Annotated in this window: 13 protein-coding genes, 1 tRNA gene and 2 pseudogenes; 10 read left to right on the forward strand and 6 right to left on the reverse strand. The window is 35.1% G+C overall.

Annotated elements, in window-relative coordinates:
* Positions 1-42: 42 nt before the first annotated feature.
* A pseudogene (gene hemE / locus ABWU47_RS00005) lies at positions 43-993 on the forward strand (uroporphyrinogen decarboxylase); the annotation flags it as partial.
* A 92-nt stretch (positions 994-1,085) separates the two neighbouring features.
* On the forward strand, positions 1,086-2,279 hold the full coding sequence (locus ABWU47_RS00010; protein ID WP_077188349.1) for a pyridoxal phosphate-dependent aminotransferase: 1,194 nt from the start codon (positions 1,086-1,088) through the stop codon (positions 2,277-2,279).
* A 45-nt stretch (positions 2,280-2,324) separates the two neighbouring features.
* On the opposite strand, the gene ABWU47_RS00015 is transcribed toward ABWU47_RS00010, so the two are convergent.
* A complete protein-coding gene (locus ABWU47_RS00015; protein WP_006280043.1) occupies positions 2,325-2,813 on the reverse strand; it encodes a hypothetical protein in 489 nt (162 codons plus the stop codon).
* Positions 2,814-2,955: 142 nt separating this feature from the next.
* On the opposite strand from ABWU47_RS00015, the gene ABWU47_RS00020 reads away from it, so the two are divergent.
* From ABWU47_RS00020 to ABWU47_RS00040, 5 genes are all read left to right on the forward strand, one after another.
* On the forward strand, positions 2,956-3,117 hold the full coding sequence (locus tag ABWU47_RS00020; RefSeq protein WP_006280042.1) for a hypothetical protein: 162 nt from the start codon (positions 2,956-2,958) through the stop codon (positions 3,115-3,117).
* Between the two features lie 183 nt (positions 3,118-3,300).
* Complete coding sequence (locus ABWU47_RS00025; RefSeq protein ID WP_077188350.1) at positions 3,301-4,515, forward strand: MFS transporter; 1,215 nt, start codon at positions 3,301-3,303, stop codon at positions 4,513-4,515.
* A gap of 75 nt (positions 4,516-4,590) precedes the next feature.
* Positions 4,591-5,805, forward strand: a complete 1,215-nt coding sequence (locus ABWU47_RS00030; protein WP_174515890.1) for an MFS transporter — start codon at positions 4,591-4,593, stop codon at positions 5,803-5,805.
* A gap of 40 nt (positions 5,806-5,845) precedes the next feature.
* Positions 5,846-7,123, forward strand: coding sequence for a serine hydroxymethyltransferase (gene glyA / locus ABWU47_RS00035; RefSeq protein WP_006280039.1), 1,278 nt, complete (start codon positions 5,846-5,848; stop codon positions 7,121-7,123).
* Positions 7,124-7,630: 507 nt separating this feature from the next.
* A complete protein-coding gene (locus ABWU47_RS00040; RefSeq protein ID WP_353285643.1) occupies positions 7,631-7,807 on the forward strand; it encodes a hypothetical protein in 177 nt (58 codons plus the stop codon).
* A 148-nt stretch (positions 7,808-7,955) separates the two neighbouring features.
* Here ABWU47_RS00040 and ABWU47_RS00045 read toward each other — a convergent pair whose 3' ends face one another.
* The 3 genes from ABWU47_RS00045 to ABWU47_RS00055 form a co-directional block, all read right to left on the reverse strand.
* Entirely contained in the window at positions 7,956-8,765 is an 810-nt protein-coding gene (locus ABWU47_RS00045) for a hypothetical protein (protein ID WP_353285644.1), read from the reverse strand.
* A gap of 519 nt (positions 8,766-9,284) precedes the next feature.
* The gene (locus ABWU47_RS00050) at positions 9,285-9,434 is read right to left on the reverse strand and encodes a hypothetical protein (protein WP_174930912.1); all 150 of its coding nucleotides are present in this window, start codon (positions 9,432-9,434) and stop codon (positions 9,285-9,287) included.
* Positions 9,435-9,451: 17 nt separating this feature from the next.
* Positions 9,452-12,802: a peptidase M2 gene (locus ABWU47_RS00055; RefSeq protein ID WP_265040728.1), complete on the reverse strand. Its 3,351-nt coding sequence runs from the start codon at positions 12,800-12,802 to the stop codon at positions 9,452-9,454.
* Positions 12,803-13,052: 250 nt separating this feature from the next.
* On the opposite strand from ABWU47_RS00055, the gene ABWU47_RS00060 reads away from it, so the two are divergent.
* From ABWU47_RS00060 to ABWU47_RS07045, 3 genes and pseudogenes are all read left to right on the forward strand, one after another.
* A tRNA-Val gene (locus ABWU47_RS00060) sits at positions 13,053-13,125 on the forward strand.
* 26 nt (positions 13,126-13,151) lie between these two features.
* Positions 13,152-14,048, forward strand: coding sequence for a cation diffusion facilitator family transporter (locus ABWU47_RS00065; RefSeq protein ID WP_077188352.1), 897 nt, complete (start codon positions 13,152-13,154; stop codon positions 14,046-14,048).
* 52 nt (positions 14,049-14,100) lie between these two features.
* Positions 14,101-15,921, forward strand: a pseudogene (locus tag ABWU47_RS07045) (hypothetical protein).
* Here ABWU47_RS07045 and plsY read toward each other — a convergent pair.
* Together plsY and ABWU47_RS00085 are read right to left on the reverse strand one after the other, a co-directional pair.
* Positions 15,916-16,488: a glycerol-3-phosphate 1-O-acyltransferase PlsY gene (gene plsY / locus ABWU47_RS00080; protein WP_077188353.1), complete on the reverse strand. Its 573-nt coding sequence runs from the start codon at positions 16,486-16,488 to the stop codon at positions 15,916-15,918. The pseudogene ABWU47_RS07045 and the gene plsY overlap by 6 nt on opposite strands.
* 147 nt (positions 16,489-16,635) lie before the next feature.
* Positions 16,636-18,102, reverse strand: a complete 1,467-nt coding sequence (locus tag ABWU47_RS00085; RefSeq protein ID WP_353285645.1) for an alanine/glycine:cation symporter family protein — start codon at positions 18,100-18,102, stop codon at positions 16,636-16,638.
* Position 18,103: the final 1 nt, after the last annotated feature.

Raw genomic sequence — 18,103 nt, forward strand, 5'->3', positions numbered from 1 at the left:
TGGAAAGCAGCAAAACAACAATAGCGAGAATTATTAAGAGAAATGAGCCAGGTGGAAGAGTGCCTATCTGGCTAATGCGTCAGGCTGGCAGGTCTCTTCCTGAGTACCGCAAAGCAGTAGAAAATATGAATAATTTTATGGAGATATGCTACAACACAGATTTAGTGACAGAATTGACGTTACAGCCGGTGACAAGATTTGACATGGATGCGGCGATAATTTTTTCAGACATTTTAATAATAGCTGATGTTTTGGGTTGTAACGTGAATTTCGTACGCGGTGTAGGTCCAATAATAAAACCCGTGGAAAGTCCTAAGGAATTGAAGGGTCCACAAGAAATTGAAACTAAAACCTTACCAATTCTAAACGCTATAAAAAAAGTCAGAAGCCAATTACCAAAAGAAAAATCTCTCATAGGATTTGCTGGTGGACCATGGACAGTAGCCTCATACATCATAGAAGGTGGGAGCAGCAAAACTTTTTCCAAAGTATTAAATTTTTATCCTTCGTGTTTGAAGGAAATAATTGAACGAATAACGGAAGTGACGATTATTTATCTAATTAAACAGATAGAATTTGGAGCAGATGTTATTCAGCTATTTGACAGTAATGCTGGTGCGTTATCGGAACCATTGTTTAAAGAATATGTTATCGAACCAACAAAGAGAATTATCTTGGCAATAAAGGATAGATTTTCTGATTTTCCAATAATAGGTTTTCCAAGGTCTGCTGGAAATCTTTATAAAGATTACTGCGAACAAACAGGTGTATCTGCAGTAAGTATAGATTATAATGTTCCAATAAAATGGGCGAAAGCGAATCTAAACATCCCTCTACAAGGAAACCTTGATCCTAATCTTTTAGCCTATAATAAAACGGAAGCAATCAAAGAAGCAAAACGTATAATAGATTGCTTTAGAGATTTACCCTTCATATTTAATCTTGGACATGGAGTACTCCCTGATACTCCAGTTGAAAATATTGCTGCGTTGGTAAACCTGGTAAAAAGCTACTAATACAATACACAAAATTCCTAGCTTTTTTGTTGTACGGGGTTTATCATTTAAATTTAGCTTCAGTAAAATATGTCAGACCTTGCAAAAAGAATGTTCCTAATAAAACCATCACCTACGATTGCTGTAACTGATAAGGCAAATAAGTTGAAAAATGAAGGAAAAAAGATCTGTGTTTTAGCTGCAGGAGAACCGGATTTTGATACTCCAGATCATATAAAAAAAGCAGCTATTCAAGCAATAAGTGAAGGTAAGACTAAATATACTGCTGTTGATGGAACGCGTGAGCTGAAAGAAGCAATAATTAATAAGTTAAGAAAGGATAATAAACTCGAGTACACGCTTAACCAAATCTGTGTTGGTACAGGTGCTAAGCAGGTGTTATTCAATTTGTTCATGGCAACAATTAACTCTGGAGATGAAGTTATTATTCCAGCTCCTTATTGGGTTTCATATGTTGATATGGTAAGTCTTTTTGGCGGCTTGCCAGTTGTAGTAGAATGCAAACAAAATTTTAAACTGACAGCGGAATTATTGAAAAGCAGGATAACTAAAAAAACTAAATGGTTAATTCTTAACTCACCGAACAACCCTGCAGGAGCTGTGTACACATGTGATGAATTGAAAGACATAGCACAAATATTGCTTGAATATCCACATATGAATGTCGTTACAGATGATATTTATGAGCATATAATATACGACGAAAAGTTTTTTACTATCGCTCAGGTTGAGCCGAAGCTTTATGATAGAGTTTTTGTAGTCAATGGAGTATCAAAAGCCTATGCAATGACAGGCTGGAGAATAGGGTATATTGCAGGTAGAAGTGATGTGGTAAAAGCTATCTCTACGCTGCAGTCTCAAAGCACTTCTAATCCAAATTCGATAGCACAAGCAGCAGCAGCAGCAGCATTAAACGGTGATCATAGTTTTTTGAAAGAAAGAACAACGATTTTTAAGAGTCGTAGAGATTTTATGGTGAAAGAGCTAAATTCTGTCCCGGGATTATCAGCGTCTGTTCCACAAGGTGCGTTTTATTTATTTGTCTCATGTGAAGGATTGCTCAGTAAAAGCACAAAAAGTGGTAAGATAATAAATAATGATTTAGATTTTACTGAATACTTACTGGGAGATCATTTGGTTGCTGTGGTTCCAGGAATTGCATTTGGTCTAGAAAATTTTATCAGAATTTCTTATGCAACCTCTCAGGAACAATTAGAAATTGGATGTGATAGTATTACTAAAGCGTGCCAGGAGTTAAAATGAAATAGACTATCCATAAGTTGTATATTTTGCCATACTTCGCCAAGGTTATTTTGAATGTTCTAACTTGTGTTTTTCTATGGAAGGCATTTTTATTGATTGAGCAAGTGTCTTTCTAATATTGAATTCCTCATTTTTTTCATTTTGTTGCAGTAAGTTAATGTTATTTATTTTATTTACTAAATCTTTCCCCTTTTCCAGAGTCTTTAAATCACTTTCGTTAATGTGATGTTCATTGTAAAATTCTGCAACAATTTCTTTTCTTTTCGGATAAGTATTTAAAAATTCCGACACCTGATGTTTAGCAACAGCTTGAATAAATTTCTTATTAAATCTTGAATCGTTATATAGATCTTCTAAATTTTCATCGTAGTGTTTTGCTTCATTTACAGCAAGCTTTATTATCTCTTCTATACCACTTAGAAGTTTCCTATACAATTTGTCGTATCTATTGCCTAGCACGTGTGTAGCGAATGTTTGTTCAATGTATTTTGTTATGTAATTTTGCAGCGTATTATCTATCGTGCTTATATTCATCAGCCTGCTTTAATATTATATTAACTATTTTACACATAAAAAGGTTAATATTGAATTAATAGAATACTTCTGAAGTCAAATTTTACTGAAAATTATGGTATTTAAGATATAATTGTCAGCATGAAATAAAAACATAAATAAAATGGATCTTGTAACAAAAGTGAAGCTCAAGATAAAGATGAATAAGGGTAAAATCATAAATATACTTATCATTTGTGGTGTAATTTTTTTCATATACCTTATTCATGAGCCAGTTGTAGATATGGTAGAAAAAATTATAAGTAAAATAAAAGGTCTCTTTTAAAAATAGAAAAAGTGAACTTTTTCCATCATCCAAACTTGAACCTGGAAAATTTAGTTAATGCATAAACTACTTATGTTGGCTATGAGTTCAACTGTATAAAATTCCGGTAAATTAAAATAAGTATTCATAAAAATATTGTTTTCTATAAACAGAGTATCTATAACGCTAGCTTTGGGGTAAAGTATTGCAGAGGAATTTTTAATCTGGTTGTTGGCGTCACTGTTTTATGCATACCAATATATATTACGCGTAATTCCAAATATTATAATTCCTGAATTGGTAGTAAGGTTTAATATAGGAACAACAGAAATAGGACAATTTTGTGGACTGTATTATGTAGGTTATGTGTTAGCACATATTCCTGTAGGTATTCTTTTAGATAGATTTGGTTCTAAAGTTGTTATACCGATTTGTATTGCATTAACATCTTTAGGTGCTTTACCTTTAGTCAGTTCTAATGATTGGAGTTATTCTATTATTGGAAGAATAATTACTGGTATTGGATCCTCTGCTTCAGTACTTGGACTCTTTAAAATAATAAGAATCTATTACCATAGAGAAAAATTTGCCATGATGTTCAGCATATCGGTTATTATTGGCATTTCAGGTGGTGTATTTGCCACCAAACCATTACATGTCTTACTTGATAAGTTTGGGTGGGATTATTTATTTACTGTGTGTATAATGCTTGGATTATTGCTTGCTTTAACTACCTTTATATCTATACCTAAAGTTGGCACCTCAGACGAAGAATTAAATATTAAAATTTTAAGCAAAGTTATATTTAATAAAGATATTTTATTGATAGGTTTGTTTGGCGGTTTTATGGTTGGACCATTAGAAGGCTTTGCAGATGCGTGGTCTGCAACATTCTTGCATGAGATGTACGCTATAGATAGACACATTGCATATAGCATTTCAAAATGGATACTAATAGGCTTTGGCTTTGGGCATTTATTACTTCCTTACATATTAGCAAAAAATCCAACCAAGCACTATGAAATAATAATTTCTTGTGCTATGGCCATGATAATTGTGTTCTTATTACTTTTTATATGCAATATTAGTGAACTCCTGGCATGTATATTACTATTCATTATTGGTCTTGCTTCTGCATACCAAATTGTTTTTACTGCTAAAGTTGTAAGTTGTGTAAAAAACGAAGCAGTAGCAAGTGCAGGATCTGTAGGTAATTCCATAGTTATGAGTTTTGGTTATTTTTTTCACGTCATTATTGCAAATATAATGAATTTTTATTGGAACGGTGAAATTATCGATGGAAAGCCATTTTATGGAACTGATGTAATGGTTAAGTCTATGTTAATAATACCTATATGCCTACTAATAGGAATGATAGGCTTTTGGTTACTTAAAGTTATAAGCTGTAAAAAGAGCTAAGCAGATTTAGATGATTAATATAGTATTGTTTTTTATAACTAAAGTATCTATAATCCTAAATTTTAGCTGAGATTCATGTTGCAGAGGAATTTTTTAATCTGGTTGTTGACGTCACTGTTTTATGCATACCAATATATATTACGCGTAATTCCAAACATAATTGCGCCTGAATTAATAACAAAATTTAACATAAGTATTGCAGATGTTGGCCAGTTTGGTGGGTTATACTATGTAGGCTATACGCTAGCTCATATACCTATTGGTCTTTTCCTTGATAGATTTGGACCAAAGTTTGTTTTACCTGCTTGTACCGTTTTGACATTTACCGGAACACTACCGCTTATATGCTTTGATGAGTGGAGTTATTCAATAATTGGAAGAATAATTGTGGGAATTGGGTCATCCGCTTCGGCAATTGGAATCTTTAAAGTTGCAAGCATGTATTTTGCGCAAGAAAAATCAGCAAGAATGGCCAGCTTATCTATAATTATAGGAATTTTGGGAGGGATATGTGGCGGGTTACCTTTAGACTTCTTACTCGATAAATTTGGCTGGAATTATGTTATCTATACATTCTCAGCATTTGGGTGTTTACTTGCTCTGTTGCTGTTCTTAGTAACGCCTGAAAGCAATGCTCAACAGGAAAAAGTTAGCATTAGAGACTTAAAAAACATACTTTTCAACAAGCATATTATTCTAATTAGCTTTTTTGGTGGACTCATGGTCGGTCCAATGCAAGGTTTTGCCGATGGTTGGGTGAAAGCATTCTTTTTTGAAGTATATAAAATGAATGAAGACTTGGCATCTTCTCTCTCTTCCGTAATATTGATAGGAATGTTAACAGGATCATTCTCTTTGGCTTATTTATTGGAAAAATATAAAAATAAGCATTATGAAGTAATAATTGCATGCTCATTTGCAATGATCGCTAGTTTTCTTTTGCTTTTTACTCAGATTGGTGGCTTGTATGTTGTATTACCTACGCTTTTTATTATTGGCTTCACATCTGGATATCAGGTGGTTACCATTTACAAAGCGATAAGTTATGTAAATAATAACTTAGTAGGCCTGGCTACAGCTGTGTCAAACATGATAGTTATGGTTTTTGGCTATTTTTTTCACACTGGGATCGCAAAAATAATAGATTTGTGTTGGGATAGGACAGTGATACAAGGAAATCCTGTGTATAGTGCTGAATTGCTGATAAAAGCAACATCTATTATTCCTGTATGTTTGCTGATAGCTGTTTTTGGGCTCTTATGGTTAAAAAAGCAGGATAAGCAGTCTTAAAATTGCTTGTGCATCTTAAAATTAAAGCGAGGTTTGATCTATGATGAGTGTTTTAAAAAAAATCTGTGGCTCTAAAAATAGTTTAAAGTCTTTTGATAACGAGGTTTATCAGTCTATAGAAAAAGAATTACAACGCCAAAAATCACAATTGCAATTAATTGCATCAGAAAATTTTGCAAGCAAAGCGGTAATGGAGGCACAAGGCTCTTTTCTGACTAATAAATACGCAGAAGGTTATCCAGGTAAAAGGTATTACTGTGGTTGTGAGCATGTGGACAAAATTGAAAGTCTGGCTATAGAGAGACTTTGTAAGTTGTTTGGTGTAGAATTTGCAAACGTTCAACCTCACTCTGGTTCTCAGGCGAATCAAGCAGTGTTTGCTTCACTACTTGCTCCAGGTGATACGATACTTGGATTGTCACTGAATTGCGGTGGGCATCTAACTCATGGTGCGGCACCAAGCCTTTCTGGTAAATGGTTTAAGTCAATTCAATATACAGTGAATAAAGACACTTACTTGCTGGATATGGATGAGATAGAAAAGCTGGCGCTGGAGCATAAACCGAAATTGATCATAGCTGGTGCTTCTGCTTATCCGAGAAAAATGGACTTCAAACGCTTTCGCGAAATTGTAGATAAAGTTGGTGCTTATTTGCTTGCAGACATTGCTCACTATGCAGGGCTTATTGCAGCGGGCGAATATCCATCCCCTGCTGAATATGCACATGTTATGACTTCCACAACTCACAAAACTTTGCGTGGTCCTCGTGGTGGAATAGTGATGACCAATGATGAAGCATTACACAAAAAAATTCAATCTGCAGTTTTTCCAGGATTGCAGGGCGGGCCACTTATGCATGTGATAGCTGCAAAAGCTGTTGCATTTAAAGAAGCATTAGCACCAGAGTTTAAGACTTATAGCAAGAAAGTCGTGGAAAATGCGAAAGTGCTGGCTCAAGAATTGCAAAAGCATGGACTTGACATTATAACCGGTGGCACTGACTCTCATATAGTGCTAGTTGACTTAAGATCGCAGAAATTAACTGGAAAAGACGTTGTAGATAGCCTTGAGAGAGCCGGTATTACCTGTAATAAAAACTCTGTACCATTTGATACAGCAAAGCCGACCATCACTTCAGGGCTCCGTTTTGGCACTGCTGCTGAGACAACACGCGGACTTGAGGCAGAAAATTTTAAAGGAATAGCCGGCCTAATAAATGAAGTGGTTCAGGGATTAATCAGCGGAAATAGCCCTGATATTGAAAGAACGGTAAAAACTAAAGTTGAAAAGATTTGTAGTAATTTTCCTATTTATTAATTTATGTGGCGTTATTCAAGTAGCCCGCAGAAACAAAAAACTTACTTGACACCCTTCGCCAGCCCCCTTATCATGAAACTGAAGCTATTGTATTTGCTTTCGCCAATCTGCAGATTAAAAGGTAAGGATTACTTAATGTATCGGCGTCTTATGTTCAATTTTTTGCAGTATATAGATACTGTATGTCTTTACAAAACTTCATCTACATCTAGGTTTTTATCTAAATAAGCTGAACGCGCTTATAAAGCGTTACAAGACATCAAAAAATGCCAATACTCGACAGAGATAGTAAAAGACTAGCTAACTCGGGGATTCTTTGTCTTTTTTTCTGCTTAGTAAATTTCTTAAACATTTGCAGCGTAAGTTAGTTGCAATTAAAAGCAGCTGAATTTCGCTTGTCAAGCGTTTAAAACATAAAAAACGCCAATATTTTAAAGCGGATAATAACCCCAGGGCTTCTTTTGCCTTTTTTTTCGTTTGGTAAATTTCTTAATGTTTGTAGCTAGCATGAACAAACATTTGAGAGTAACTTCTGCTGGTAGGGTGTCATCCCAGTGCTTGACACTGCTCTCCTTTGTCATCCCAGTGCTTGACACTGCTCTCCTTTGTCATCCCAGTGCCCAGACACTGGGATCCAGGAATTTTATTAAGTTGGTAAGCATAAAAGTAGCCGTTTTATGTTAAAATACAACATTTTAATGATTATGAAAAGGCTGGATTCCAGCGTCACGCGCTGGAATGACATTGTAGGGTGTTATCCGAGTCCTTTTTCCGTCATCCGAGGACCGTATGACGTCATCCAAGTAGCGTGACTACTTGGATCTAAGCTGTATTACCAAGTCCAATTAAGTGCAGCATCATCACTTGTTGGAGGCTCAAAATACGGTTGTGAAATTTCCTCTTGCACAGCTCTTTTAAATTCCGGACTTTCTATGCTTATCTTTGTTACATGCTCTTGTAAGGCTTTCTCAGCAGCTATTTCAGCAGCTGTTGGACTTTTACCATCTGCTCCTGGATCCCCTTTCTCTCCTTGTGGGCCTTGAGCTCCATCTTTACCATCTGCTCCTTTAGGACCAGTATCCCCTTTATCTCCTTTTAGCCCGGTGTCTCCTTTCTCTCCTTGTGGGCCTTGAGCTCCATCTTTACCATCTGCTCCTTTAGGACCAGTATCCCCTTTCTCTCCTTGTGGGCCTTGAGCTCCATCTTTACCATCTGCTCCTTTAGGACCAGTATCCCCTTTATCTCCTTTTAGCCCGGTGTCTCCTTTCTCTCCTTGTGGGCCTTGAGCTCCATTTGCTCCTTTTAGCCCTTTACCTACTAAGAACTCCTTTACTGTTTGGTTATTTTGACCATCATACTTTGCTTTATCTGGGCTATCAAGAAAGTTTCCTAATGTATCTACTAGAACTGATTCATTATTATCTTTTGTACTAAGTAAACTTCCCAGAGCTGTTGATAGACCAGTTATTTTGTGCTCTGTTATTTGACCACCATTTGGTGTATATCTCACTTTAAGATCATTTGTGGTTATATCCAAAGTATATTCATTACCCGTATTATCTGCCAAAGTTACAAGTTTGACTTCTGACAGAGTTGCTGCTGCTGTTCCTGCAGCACTTTCAAATTTTAAACTAGCTGGCATATCACACTCCACTAATTACAAAAACCATAGCATGCATGAAAATAGTATAATTTTCGTTAATGCTAGATTTTACATAAGATTTCCTTGAAACTTGTTGTTTCAGAATTCTTCTCTTGTCATTCAAGTGTGTAGCAGATGATGTCATTCCAGTCTGGAATCCAGCCTTTATTATGCAGCCACTTATTTAAAGTTAAGTTTTCTGGATCCCAGTGGGCTTTGTTGCATCGCTACTTATGAAAGGCTAACTATAGTTAGGATTATAAGCAACCTATTGAAAATCTTGTTTTTTTGCAATCAATCTGATCAAATTTAAGAATAGTAATTTGTTATTTATATTAATAAATTTAATTCTATTGAAAATAGCTAAAGCATTGAAATTCTTGAATTTTAGCCAGATTAGTGAGTGGTAGTGAAATTTCTTTTACTCAAATTTAGGTATTCACTGACCGTTCTTGTTATAAATACCAGAATAATAAGCTACTGATATTCGCTATCTTTTTTATCTTTAATCCATCATAGCTAGCGATGCAACAAAGCCATCCCAGTGTCTGGGCACTGGGATGACACCGAAGGGGCTACTCGGATGACAAACCCTGTCATTCCAGGGCGTGACGCTGGTTTCCATCCAAGACGGCAGTGCTTGACACTGGAATGACAAGAAGAGGGCACTGCCCTCCTTGTATGTATTAGATATAGGCCGAGTTGTGGTCGTGATAAATGTGATCGCTTGCGCAATCGAACATTTTCACAAAACCATTCTCTAGATAAAGATTATATTCGTGATGTTGATCTGATAATACAATATTATCTTGCTCCCCTGAATTGAAATGACTTGAATCTGACAGCAATTCGTAATTTGGATTATCTATTTTACTAATGCTGTTTATTACTTTGCCATTACCACTTGATATAGCTAAACTATAACTATCACCATCCTTCATTATCTTGATGGACACCTTATCTTCAGGTAACACTATAAGCTTCTTTGTGCCACTATCGTGGATTACGAATTTGCCTTTTTCAAAATAGTATTTGTCTTCCGGCAAAGCACCAACCTTATAATCTGATGTGTGCAGTTTGTTCCAAAAATCTAACACAGATTGCTTTTCTGCTCCTTCCGCTCTATCATACAAGGCTTTCACATCATTATAATTTATCGTTACATTTGCCTTATGCTTCCCTTCTGAGTCCTGCTCGTAGCTCTTTTCTATTTTGAGAATTGTGTCTTTTAATACTACCTGTTCTTGCTCTTTCTCCTCCACTGAAGCTGACCTTTTTGCCCTTGTTGGAATTTGTGGCTGATCAGACTGCATTTCACTATTGTCGTTTGATGCAGTTTTCTCTTCAGCAGCTTGTGCAACAACATTAGTAGTACTATGAACTTCTGTCTTAGTTTCACTTACTTGCCCTTTTGGACTTTCGGTTTGTTTCTCTTTTGTAAATATTCTCTGATAGTCCGTGTAGCCTCTATTAGTATCACCGATATCGCCACTGCCTTGATCAAAAGTTATTTTTTTACTTCCATTTCCCATATCTTCAATTTCAACTTGAGGAGAAACAGATGCTAGGAAATCGTTATAACTGTAGTTGTAGTCAGCAGAAAAGAATATTTTCCCTTTGAAGTTATGGAAGTTATTAGATAACATACCAATTTCTTCGTCGCCATCAAACAATTTTACTTTAGTGAAATATGTTTGATCTTTTATTCTAACTATTTCACCGCTAGAGTTTTTTTGTATGTGGTAATCATTTGGGTCGTGCTTTATAGCAAAAAGTTTGCCAGAGCCATATTTCTCTAAGTTTATAAGGCCCACATTTACATGTTTATGGGAATAATCTCTCTTTTCATATTCATGTGCAAATATTGGATCTATGTATCTATATTCGTCTGATATATTTGGCATACCTACTGGATGTTCATTCCCATCTTTCGTCACCGGAACAAGCTTATATGCTCCATCTTTTTCCACTAATTTTAGGTGAGTAATACTTTGTGGTAGTTGAAACCTTACATTTGCTCCATGGTCATGAATAAATAGATCACCTTTCTCAGTAATATAAAAGCCCATATTTTTGAACTCATGTAAGCGCTCGTCTCCTTGCTTTACAACCGCTTCGTGTACATCATCGTCTGTTCTATCTGTTCCCTTATTATCCAATAATTTTCCTTTTTCCACGATTACTCCATTTGCCTTTTGCTCATTAGAATATTGAGCATGTTCTGAATCCTGATGATTCAAAATTTTGGTACCCCTAAGGAGCAGAGAATCTAAATCTTTTTGGATGTGTCCAGTGCTAGGATGCAACAATTCATTTTCATGTAAATGCGCCTCATCAAAGTATTCATCGCGTTCAACTGTTCTGCCATCTATTAGGGAAGCTTTATAATGACCATTTTCTTTTGTAACTGCCATGTAAGCACCGCCTTCGTATGAAACATTTAAGTTGTGTAATATATCCTCAAAAACGAAAGTTTCTTTAGTTTGGCCTTCAACTTGCTTAAAAAATCCTGATTCGCTCAATAATTCTCCAAGCTTTGTATTTCCGTCATATATAGACAGTGCACCCATATCTCCTTGACCATGAGCTTGCATAGAAAAAATCTTACCTTCTTGTAGATCAATATGAGTACCTCTGATTAAGTTTGGATCGATATTGACCAGCCCATCTAATATTTTTGCTGCTTGGGAATTATTTTCAATCTTATCAACAGCTTTGTTTTTTAGTTGATCAAACTTTAAAAATGCTGGTCTGTATTTTGTATTTTCCTCATTACGTAACTCTTCAATAGTAATCTCTCCTTTATGATATTTTTGATACATTTCACCACGTTCTTTATTCAAATTATCAAATTCATCTACCTGATTCTTAATTTCTGTATCATATTTTGATAATATCCTTAAAGCCTGATTTTTATACTCTTGACTGTTTCGATATTCATTACCTTGTTGGTCAGAGTAAGTTAGTTTATCCTGTCCATCGGAAGTTTTTACTACCTTGAGGAAATGATATTCCTTTGATATATCAAGTGTATCATTTGTTGCCCTATTTATAGCACGAGCAACATCATAAAATGCAACGTGTTCTACAGGAGAAAAACTTCCAACGTTTTCTCCATCCATTTTTTCTATATTTGCTTTATAGTAGGATACGTTTTTAATTTCTCCACCCACTATTTCTTGACCAATTGCTATGAAATCTCCTTTTGTAACTTGCAAAGCGTTGAGATGTTCCATTGCAGTTTCTGTATCATTCTCAGCAAGCCAACTTTTGAAGTCAGTATCGTGTCCTTTTATGTCTTTCAAGAAACTTTTTGACTCATCTGAGTTACCTTGACGTAAAGCATCTAGGTAGTCTCTTAATAAACTAGGATCTTTTTCCTGTAAGTACATTATCAACGCATGACCTGTTTTATAAACCAAGCTATTTGCTTCGCTGTCCTTTGAGTATTCTAAACTTAAAATTTTATCTAAATCCAAATTTGCAGCTTCAGTTTTGTCGATACTTGATCCTTGAGAATTGAATTTATGATCTGAATGATGCTCAAAGTAGTCTGCAATTCCTTCCATTAATACTGTAGGTAAAGATTTGCCTCCTGTAGCCAAGTAAGTTAAACCATGTGCAAATTCATGCTGAAGGTTATGAACGCCACCTTGCTGGTAGACGTACATTTCAGCAAAAACGTCAGCTTTCCCTTTGTAGTAACATTTACCACCTTCGTCTCCAAGGTAAGAACCGAAACGCTCGCTTCCGCCAAGGTGAGTGTAATCATCCTTGTCATCAAACATGTAAATTTTAAATGTTTGTTCTGAACTGCCGCGTTCTAACTCGAATGCGTTTTTAAAATTAGTAGCTGTTTCTCTTATCTCACTTTCAATGTTAGCAACTTTACTTGCTCTTAAATTGTGAGAATAAACCTCTACTTTAATATTTAAATCTTCAACTTCTATAACATGTGGCGAATTAAACCCTTTGCCGTTATTGTTGAAATATTCTGCTTTAGTTATATTTTTATTTACTTGTTGACTAATTGTCATAATTTTAACCTCTAATTTGCTGATTTTTCAATATCAAGCATAAAGTAATTTCCCTAAAAAAAACGTAAATCCCTGTATTAATATAATTTATATCTTAATAAATAAAGTATAGATAGTTAACTTAATATGTAAAATTTAGAATATGGCTGAAATTCTATACAGCTATATTCCGGAATCACATTGGACAAGGACAAAAGCAAAGTGGTTTATTGACTTTCATTCCACCAAAGCACTATACTAAAACCACGATGGGTAATTAGCTCAGTTGGTAGAGCACTTGCTTGACGTGCAAGCGGTCGCTGGTTCGAACCCAGTGTTACCCACGTTTTTGTTTATGAAAAGATTTTATATGACAGCAGTGCATAACGGTAAACACTCAGCAGCGCAGTCCAAGCGCTTAATCTATTCCATAATAATAGTTGCGATAACAATGTTTATGGAAATAGTAGGTGGAATAATTTCACATTCGCTTGCTCTATTATCAGATGCAGGGCATATGCTCACTGACCTCTTTGCCTTGGTTTTAAGCTGGTTAGCACATAGGTTTTCAGCTAAGAAATCCGATTTGCAGAGATCATACGGATATCATCGGTTGCAGATAATTGCAGCATTTGTTAATGGTTTAACTCTATTCCTCATTGCAGTAATCATTATAATTGAGTCAATAAAGAGGTTTATTTTTCCAGTCAATGTTGAGTGGAAAGTAATGTTAGTAATTGCTACACTTGGCCTGATCTCTAATATCATAGTCTTTTTTATATTGCATAGTAAATGCGAGAGCAATATAAACATAAAAAGTGCTGTACTACACGTTATAGGAGATATTTTAGGTTCTGTAGCTGCTATACTTGCATCCATAATTATCATGTTTACTGGATGGCAAATGGTGGATCCGATTTTATCGGTATTTGTCAGTGTAATCATTTTGAATAGTGGCTACAAAATTCTAAAGAATTCTTGCCACATACTTCTTGAAGGTACACCTGAAGGGATATCTACTGAGGAAATAAAAAGTAAGATCACATCAGAATTACCTGAAGTGATAGATGTGCACCACATACATGCATGGTCACTGTCTGATAATTATTTTATAATTACCATGCATGCCAAAGTAAAGCAAGATGCACAACACACTGATATTTTGTATGAGATAAAAAAAATACTACTAAATAGGTTCGAGATAGCACACTCTACAGTCGAGATCGAATACGATGAGTGTGCGGATAATAAAATACTTAAACATTGACGTTTTAAATTATTATGCTATTACTAGAGTGCAATGATGTCAAAGGTAGGCTATGATAGGCATTTCTCAAATACAATTTCCTTCAAAGGAATCTAGCAAGCTAAAGTTTGTTAGTTATTTTGCAACTTTTGTTTCTTTAAGCATTATCACTAATCCCGTTAATGTTCTTTTTTCTCTTGGTACTATATTCTTCAGGTCTGAAATTAAAACTCTTTATATCTACAAAGAAATAAAAACGGCAAAACAGCAAAAAATGAGCAAAAGGGAATATTGGGAAATATTTTTTAAGAACAATACAATCAAGGTAGCAGCCTTCCTCTTGTTTTCTGCTTTCATAACATATCTAACTTTCACTACCACTTTCTTGCTTATTTCGTTACTGGGAACTATACCACTTACAATGCTATTAATTTTATTGCAGAGTGAACTAAGGCCAAAAGATTTTAACCCATTTACGCTGCTTAAAGCTTCTATAAATTTCTTTTTGGAAGGTATAAAAGAGAATTTACGTGGTATGGTTAATAGTTTTGATGTCAAGCTTGAACATTTACTGCCCCATCAATTAAATGATGATATCATTAAAAATATTGATAAATTAAAAGATAAGTATGGTGAAGAAGTATCCAAAGACGTTATTAATGATAGGGAATTCAAGCAATTTATTGAATATATAAATGATTTATATGAACTTAATTATCGTCAATTTAGTGATGAAGATAAAGGAAGAGTAATTGCATTTTTAAATGACTTTTGCAAAGATGATCAAAAGCATAGCTCCGGCTTTACAGGTGGACGGATTTTACTTTTAGTTCTGAAAGCCTGAAATGATGGAGACAGAGAAGCTGTAAAAAATAAAAAAGACGCGTTAATTACAAATTTGCTTGATAGCCAAACTTTCTCTAGAAAAGAGCGAATTCCTAACACTTGCTTCACCGGTATTATCTATAGAATGTTAAGCACGCTAGAGGGTATTCATCCTGATCCAGAAATTAGATTTACTCCTCCAAGGCAAATATTACTTTCAGAAGCACAAAATGAAGCACGTAAGTTCATGTTAGACAGGTTAAAAAACAAGAAAAACAATAAAGAAATTTTTAAGGCTTGGTATGACGTTCAAAATGGTTATGAAGACGATGAAAGTCAAAAAATAGTTGATGATTTTATTTCAGAAGTAAGTATTCCTTTAATGAGAAAATTATTGAGTATTACTTCTCAATATAGTGAACAAATTGTGCTGACGTTAATGAAAAATATTAGCTCTATAAAGTTAAATAAATTACAATGTTGTGAGCTGGTTCAGCACATGAGAAATAAACTGCAGGAGCATGGTTTAGGTGACCAAGAAAGTTTACTCGAAAACATCGGAAAAAAAGTATTCTTAGAGCTATTAAATCGAGATCTACTCGAGACAGATTTTTCTCTCAAGGATTCATCTTTGGATGGAGCTAAAAGAATAGCTAACAAAATAATAATAGGAGAAGTTGAGAAATTTAGGTCAGAAGCTGCTGAAAAGGCTAGGGAAGTTAACTCTATAGAAGTTCAAGTGGATGTTACATTGCGGGGTCTGTCAACCTTGCCGCGAGAAAAGAAGTGTTGCATTGCATATAGCAGACTAAGTGGCCAGTATGAAGGTGATGAGAGAGAGATAATGGAGAACATCTTACTAAAAAAATTAGAGATAACGAAAAAAGAAATGAATAAGATGCTAGAAGAGAATGATATACGTAAACTAAAATTAGCACTTGATGATGCATGTAAGAAAAGTGGAAAAAACATGGAAGAAATGATAAAAGAAGTAGAAGAAGTAGTCTCAAGTCGTTTCTCGCATGAAGTATCTGTTAGTAATATAGCAACAGAGTCAGCACACTTATAAAAATTTATTTTCCTTACCTTGCAGAAGATTCACAATATTTCTGTGGTGTTTTAGGAAGACCAGTGCTCCTATAATTAGTAATGTTAAGAACAAATTCCTCTGAAAAAAAAAGGACCATGCTACAGCCGTTGAAGTAGCACTGAGTGAAGCAAGGGAAGAGTATTTAAAGGCAAGAAAGACTATTATCCAAATTATTACGAATACTGAAGTAATATCAATGTTAAATGCTATCAGTATCCCTAGAGTGGTTGCAACGCCCTTTCCTCCACTGAATTTTAGCCAAATAGGAAACATGTGTCCTAAAACTGCTAAAATTGCAGATACATATATATAAAAATCGTTATTATCACAAAATTGTTGTGCTATATAAACGGCAATAAATCCCTTAAAGGAATCCAGAAATAATGCCAAAGCAGCAAGAAATTTATTTCCCCTCCTTGCAACGTTTGTAGCACCAATGTTTCCTGAACCTACTTCTCTTAAGTTTATCCCTTTTATTCTTGTAATAATTAAGCTAAACGGTATTGAACCGAGTATGTAGGATAGTGTAAGGACTATAACTAACACAGGTAAAATTTACTGATTAATAATCGCAAAATTTCGTCATCCCGCTGCTTGTTAGCGGGATCTATGCTGAGATACCGCGAATAAATCGCGGTATGACGTAGGGAAATCTTACTTATTATAGCTATACCTCTCCGCATATGCCAAAATTTAATTGATTTTATTATTCCTCAGCCTTTTTAGGTAGCACTGAACTTCCTCGTTAATCTGATTACTAAACAGTATAAGCGCTGTCATGTTGATAAGAGCTAAACAAGAGAATAAAGTTCCGCCAATATTAGCAATAGCCATTATGTCTTTAGAAAGGCCAGAGAAAAACGCCACAATTATTACCGCTATGCGATATATCACTATACTTTTTGCACCAAACAAATATAACCACCCCATTTCACAACAATATACAAATGAAATTACCGAAGAAAATGCAAACAAAGGTGCAGCTATGGTTAAAAGTATAGGAAACCATGGAGAAACTGTCTCAAATGCCTTTTGAGTAATTAATATCCCTTCACCAACACTAGTCTGGTATGCACCTGTTATTACTATTGTTATTCCTGTTAAACAGCAAATTAACATTGTGTCAAAGCATGGTTCTATCATAGCAACAAGCCCAGTTCTTACTGGTTCTTCATCTTTAGTTGTTGCATGAGTAATTGAAGCAGAACCAACACCCGCTTCGCTGGCAAAGATTGCCCTTTGAATTCCAGCAACAAATGCTCCTACCATCCCTCCACCAACAGCATTGAAATCTATCATAGTGGAAAATAATATTTTTAACGTATAACCAAGGTTATGAATATTAAATGCAATAATAATAATACAACTAAAGATATATATAAGTGACATAATAGGCACTAGTGCAGAAGATACTCTAGCTATCCTTTTAATTCCGCCAATAATCACTAGAGCAAGCAGCGCAGAGATTATGGAAGAAAGAAACCAAGAGTGACCATCTACCCAACTTGAATAGCCAGATAATATTGAAACCATTTGATTGGTTTGAAACGCTACACTTCCACCAAGACCTGATAATACAAAGAATACTGCATACATGGCAGCCAGCACAATACCAAGTTTTTTAAATCCAAATTCCTCCAGACCATTCCTTATATACTGAAAGGGACCACTAAACAATTGGTCCTGATCTTCTGTTCTATGTCTAAACGCCAACGTTACCTCAGCAAATTTTGCTGACATACCAAAAAAACCTGTAATCATCATCCAAGGCACCGCTCCTGGCCCTCCCATTGAAACTGCAATTGCGACTCCAGCAACAGTTCCAAGACCTACTGTGCTTGAAAGTGCAGTCATAAATGCCTGAAAATGCGTAATATGACCATCATGGTGATTCGTGTCATATTTTCCACATAAAACAGCAAATGCATGCTTAAACATTCTTATGTTGAGAAATCCAAACCGTAATGTTAGAAACACATAACCAAAAACTAGTAGAAGGATTATAAATGGCACGTAAAGGATCTTGAAAAACAGTACTTCATTCATGAAATTATTTATTCCGTTCAACACAGCGTCATAACTTTCGTAAAAACCTGAAGCAGCGTACACATCATTAAACAATAGGCAAAATAACACCATACAAAGCAATCTATAAATCATG

This window comes from Wolbachia endosymbiont (group A) of Gastracanthus pulcherrimus, assembly GCF_964028265.1.
Classification (GTDB): Bacteria; Pseudomonadota; Alphaproteobacteria; order Rickettsiales; family Anaplasmataceae; genus Wolbachia; species Wolbachia pipientis.

What these genes read in the sequence shown, in the direction of transcription:
- ABWU47_RS00010 (WP_077188349.1), top strand. Translation starts at nt 1,086, where the DNA reads ATGTCAGACCTTGCAAAAAGAATGTTCCTAATAAAACCATCACCTACG.
- ABWU47_RS00015 (WP_006280043.1), bottom strand. Translation starts at nt 2,813, where the DNA reads ATGAATATAAGCACGATAGATAATACGCTGCAAAATTACATAACAAAA.
- ABWU47_RS00020 (WP_006280042.1), top strand. Translation starts at nt 2,956, where the DNA reads ATGGATCTTGTAACAAAAGTGAAGCTCAAGATAAAGATGAATAAGGGT.
- ABWU47_RS00030 (WP_174515890.1), top strand. Translation starts at nt 4,591, where the DNA reads ATGTTGCAGAGGAATTTTTTAATCTGGTTGTTGACGTCACTGTTTTAT.
- glyA (WP_006280039.1), top strand. Translation starts at nt 5,846, where the DNA reads ATGATGAGTGTTTTAAAAAAAATCTGTGGCTCTAAAAATAGTTTAAAG.
- ABWU47_RS00040 (WP_353285643.1), top strand. Translation starts at nt 7,631, where the DNA reads ATGAACAAACATTTGAGAGTAACTTCTGCTGGTAGGGTGTCATCCCAG.
- ABWU47_RS00045 (WP_353285644.1), bottom strand. Translation starts at nt 8,765, where the DNA reads ATGCCAGCTAGTTTAAAATTTGAAAGTGCTGCAGGAACAGCAGCAGCA.
- ABWU47_RS00055 (WP_265040728.1), bottom strand. Translation starts at nt 12,802, where the DNA reads ATGACAATTAGTCAACAAGTAAATAAAAATATAACTAAAGCAGAATAT.
- ABWU47_RS00065 (WP_077188352.1), top strand. Translation starts at nt 13,152, where the DNA reads ATGACAGCAGTGCATAACGGTAAACACTCAGCAGCGCAGTCCAAGCGC.
- ABWU47_RS00085 (WP_353285645.1), bottom strand. Translation starts at nt 18,102, where the DNA reads ATGATTTATAGATTGCTTTGTATGGTGTTATTTTGCCTATTGTTTAAT.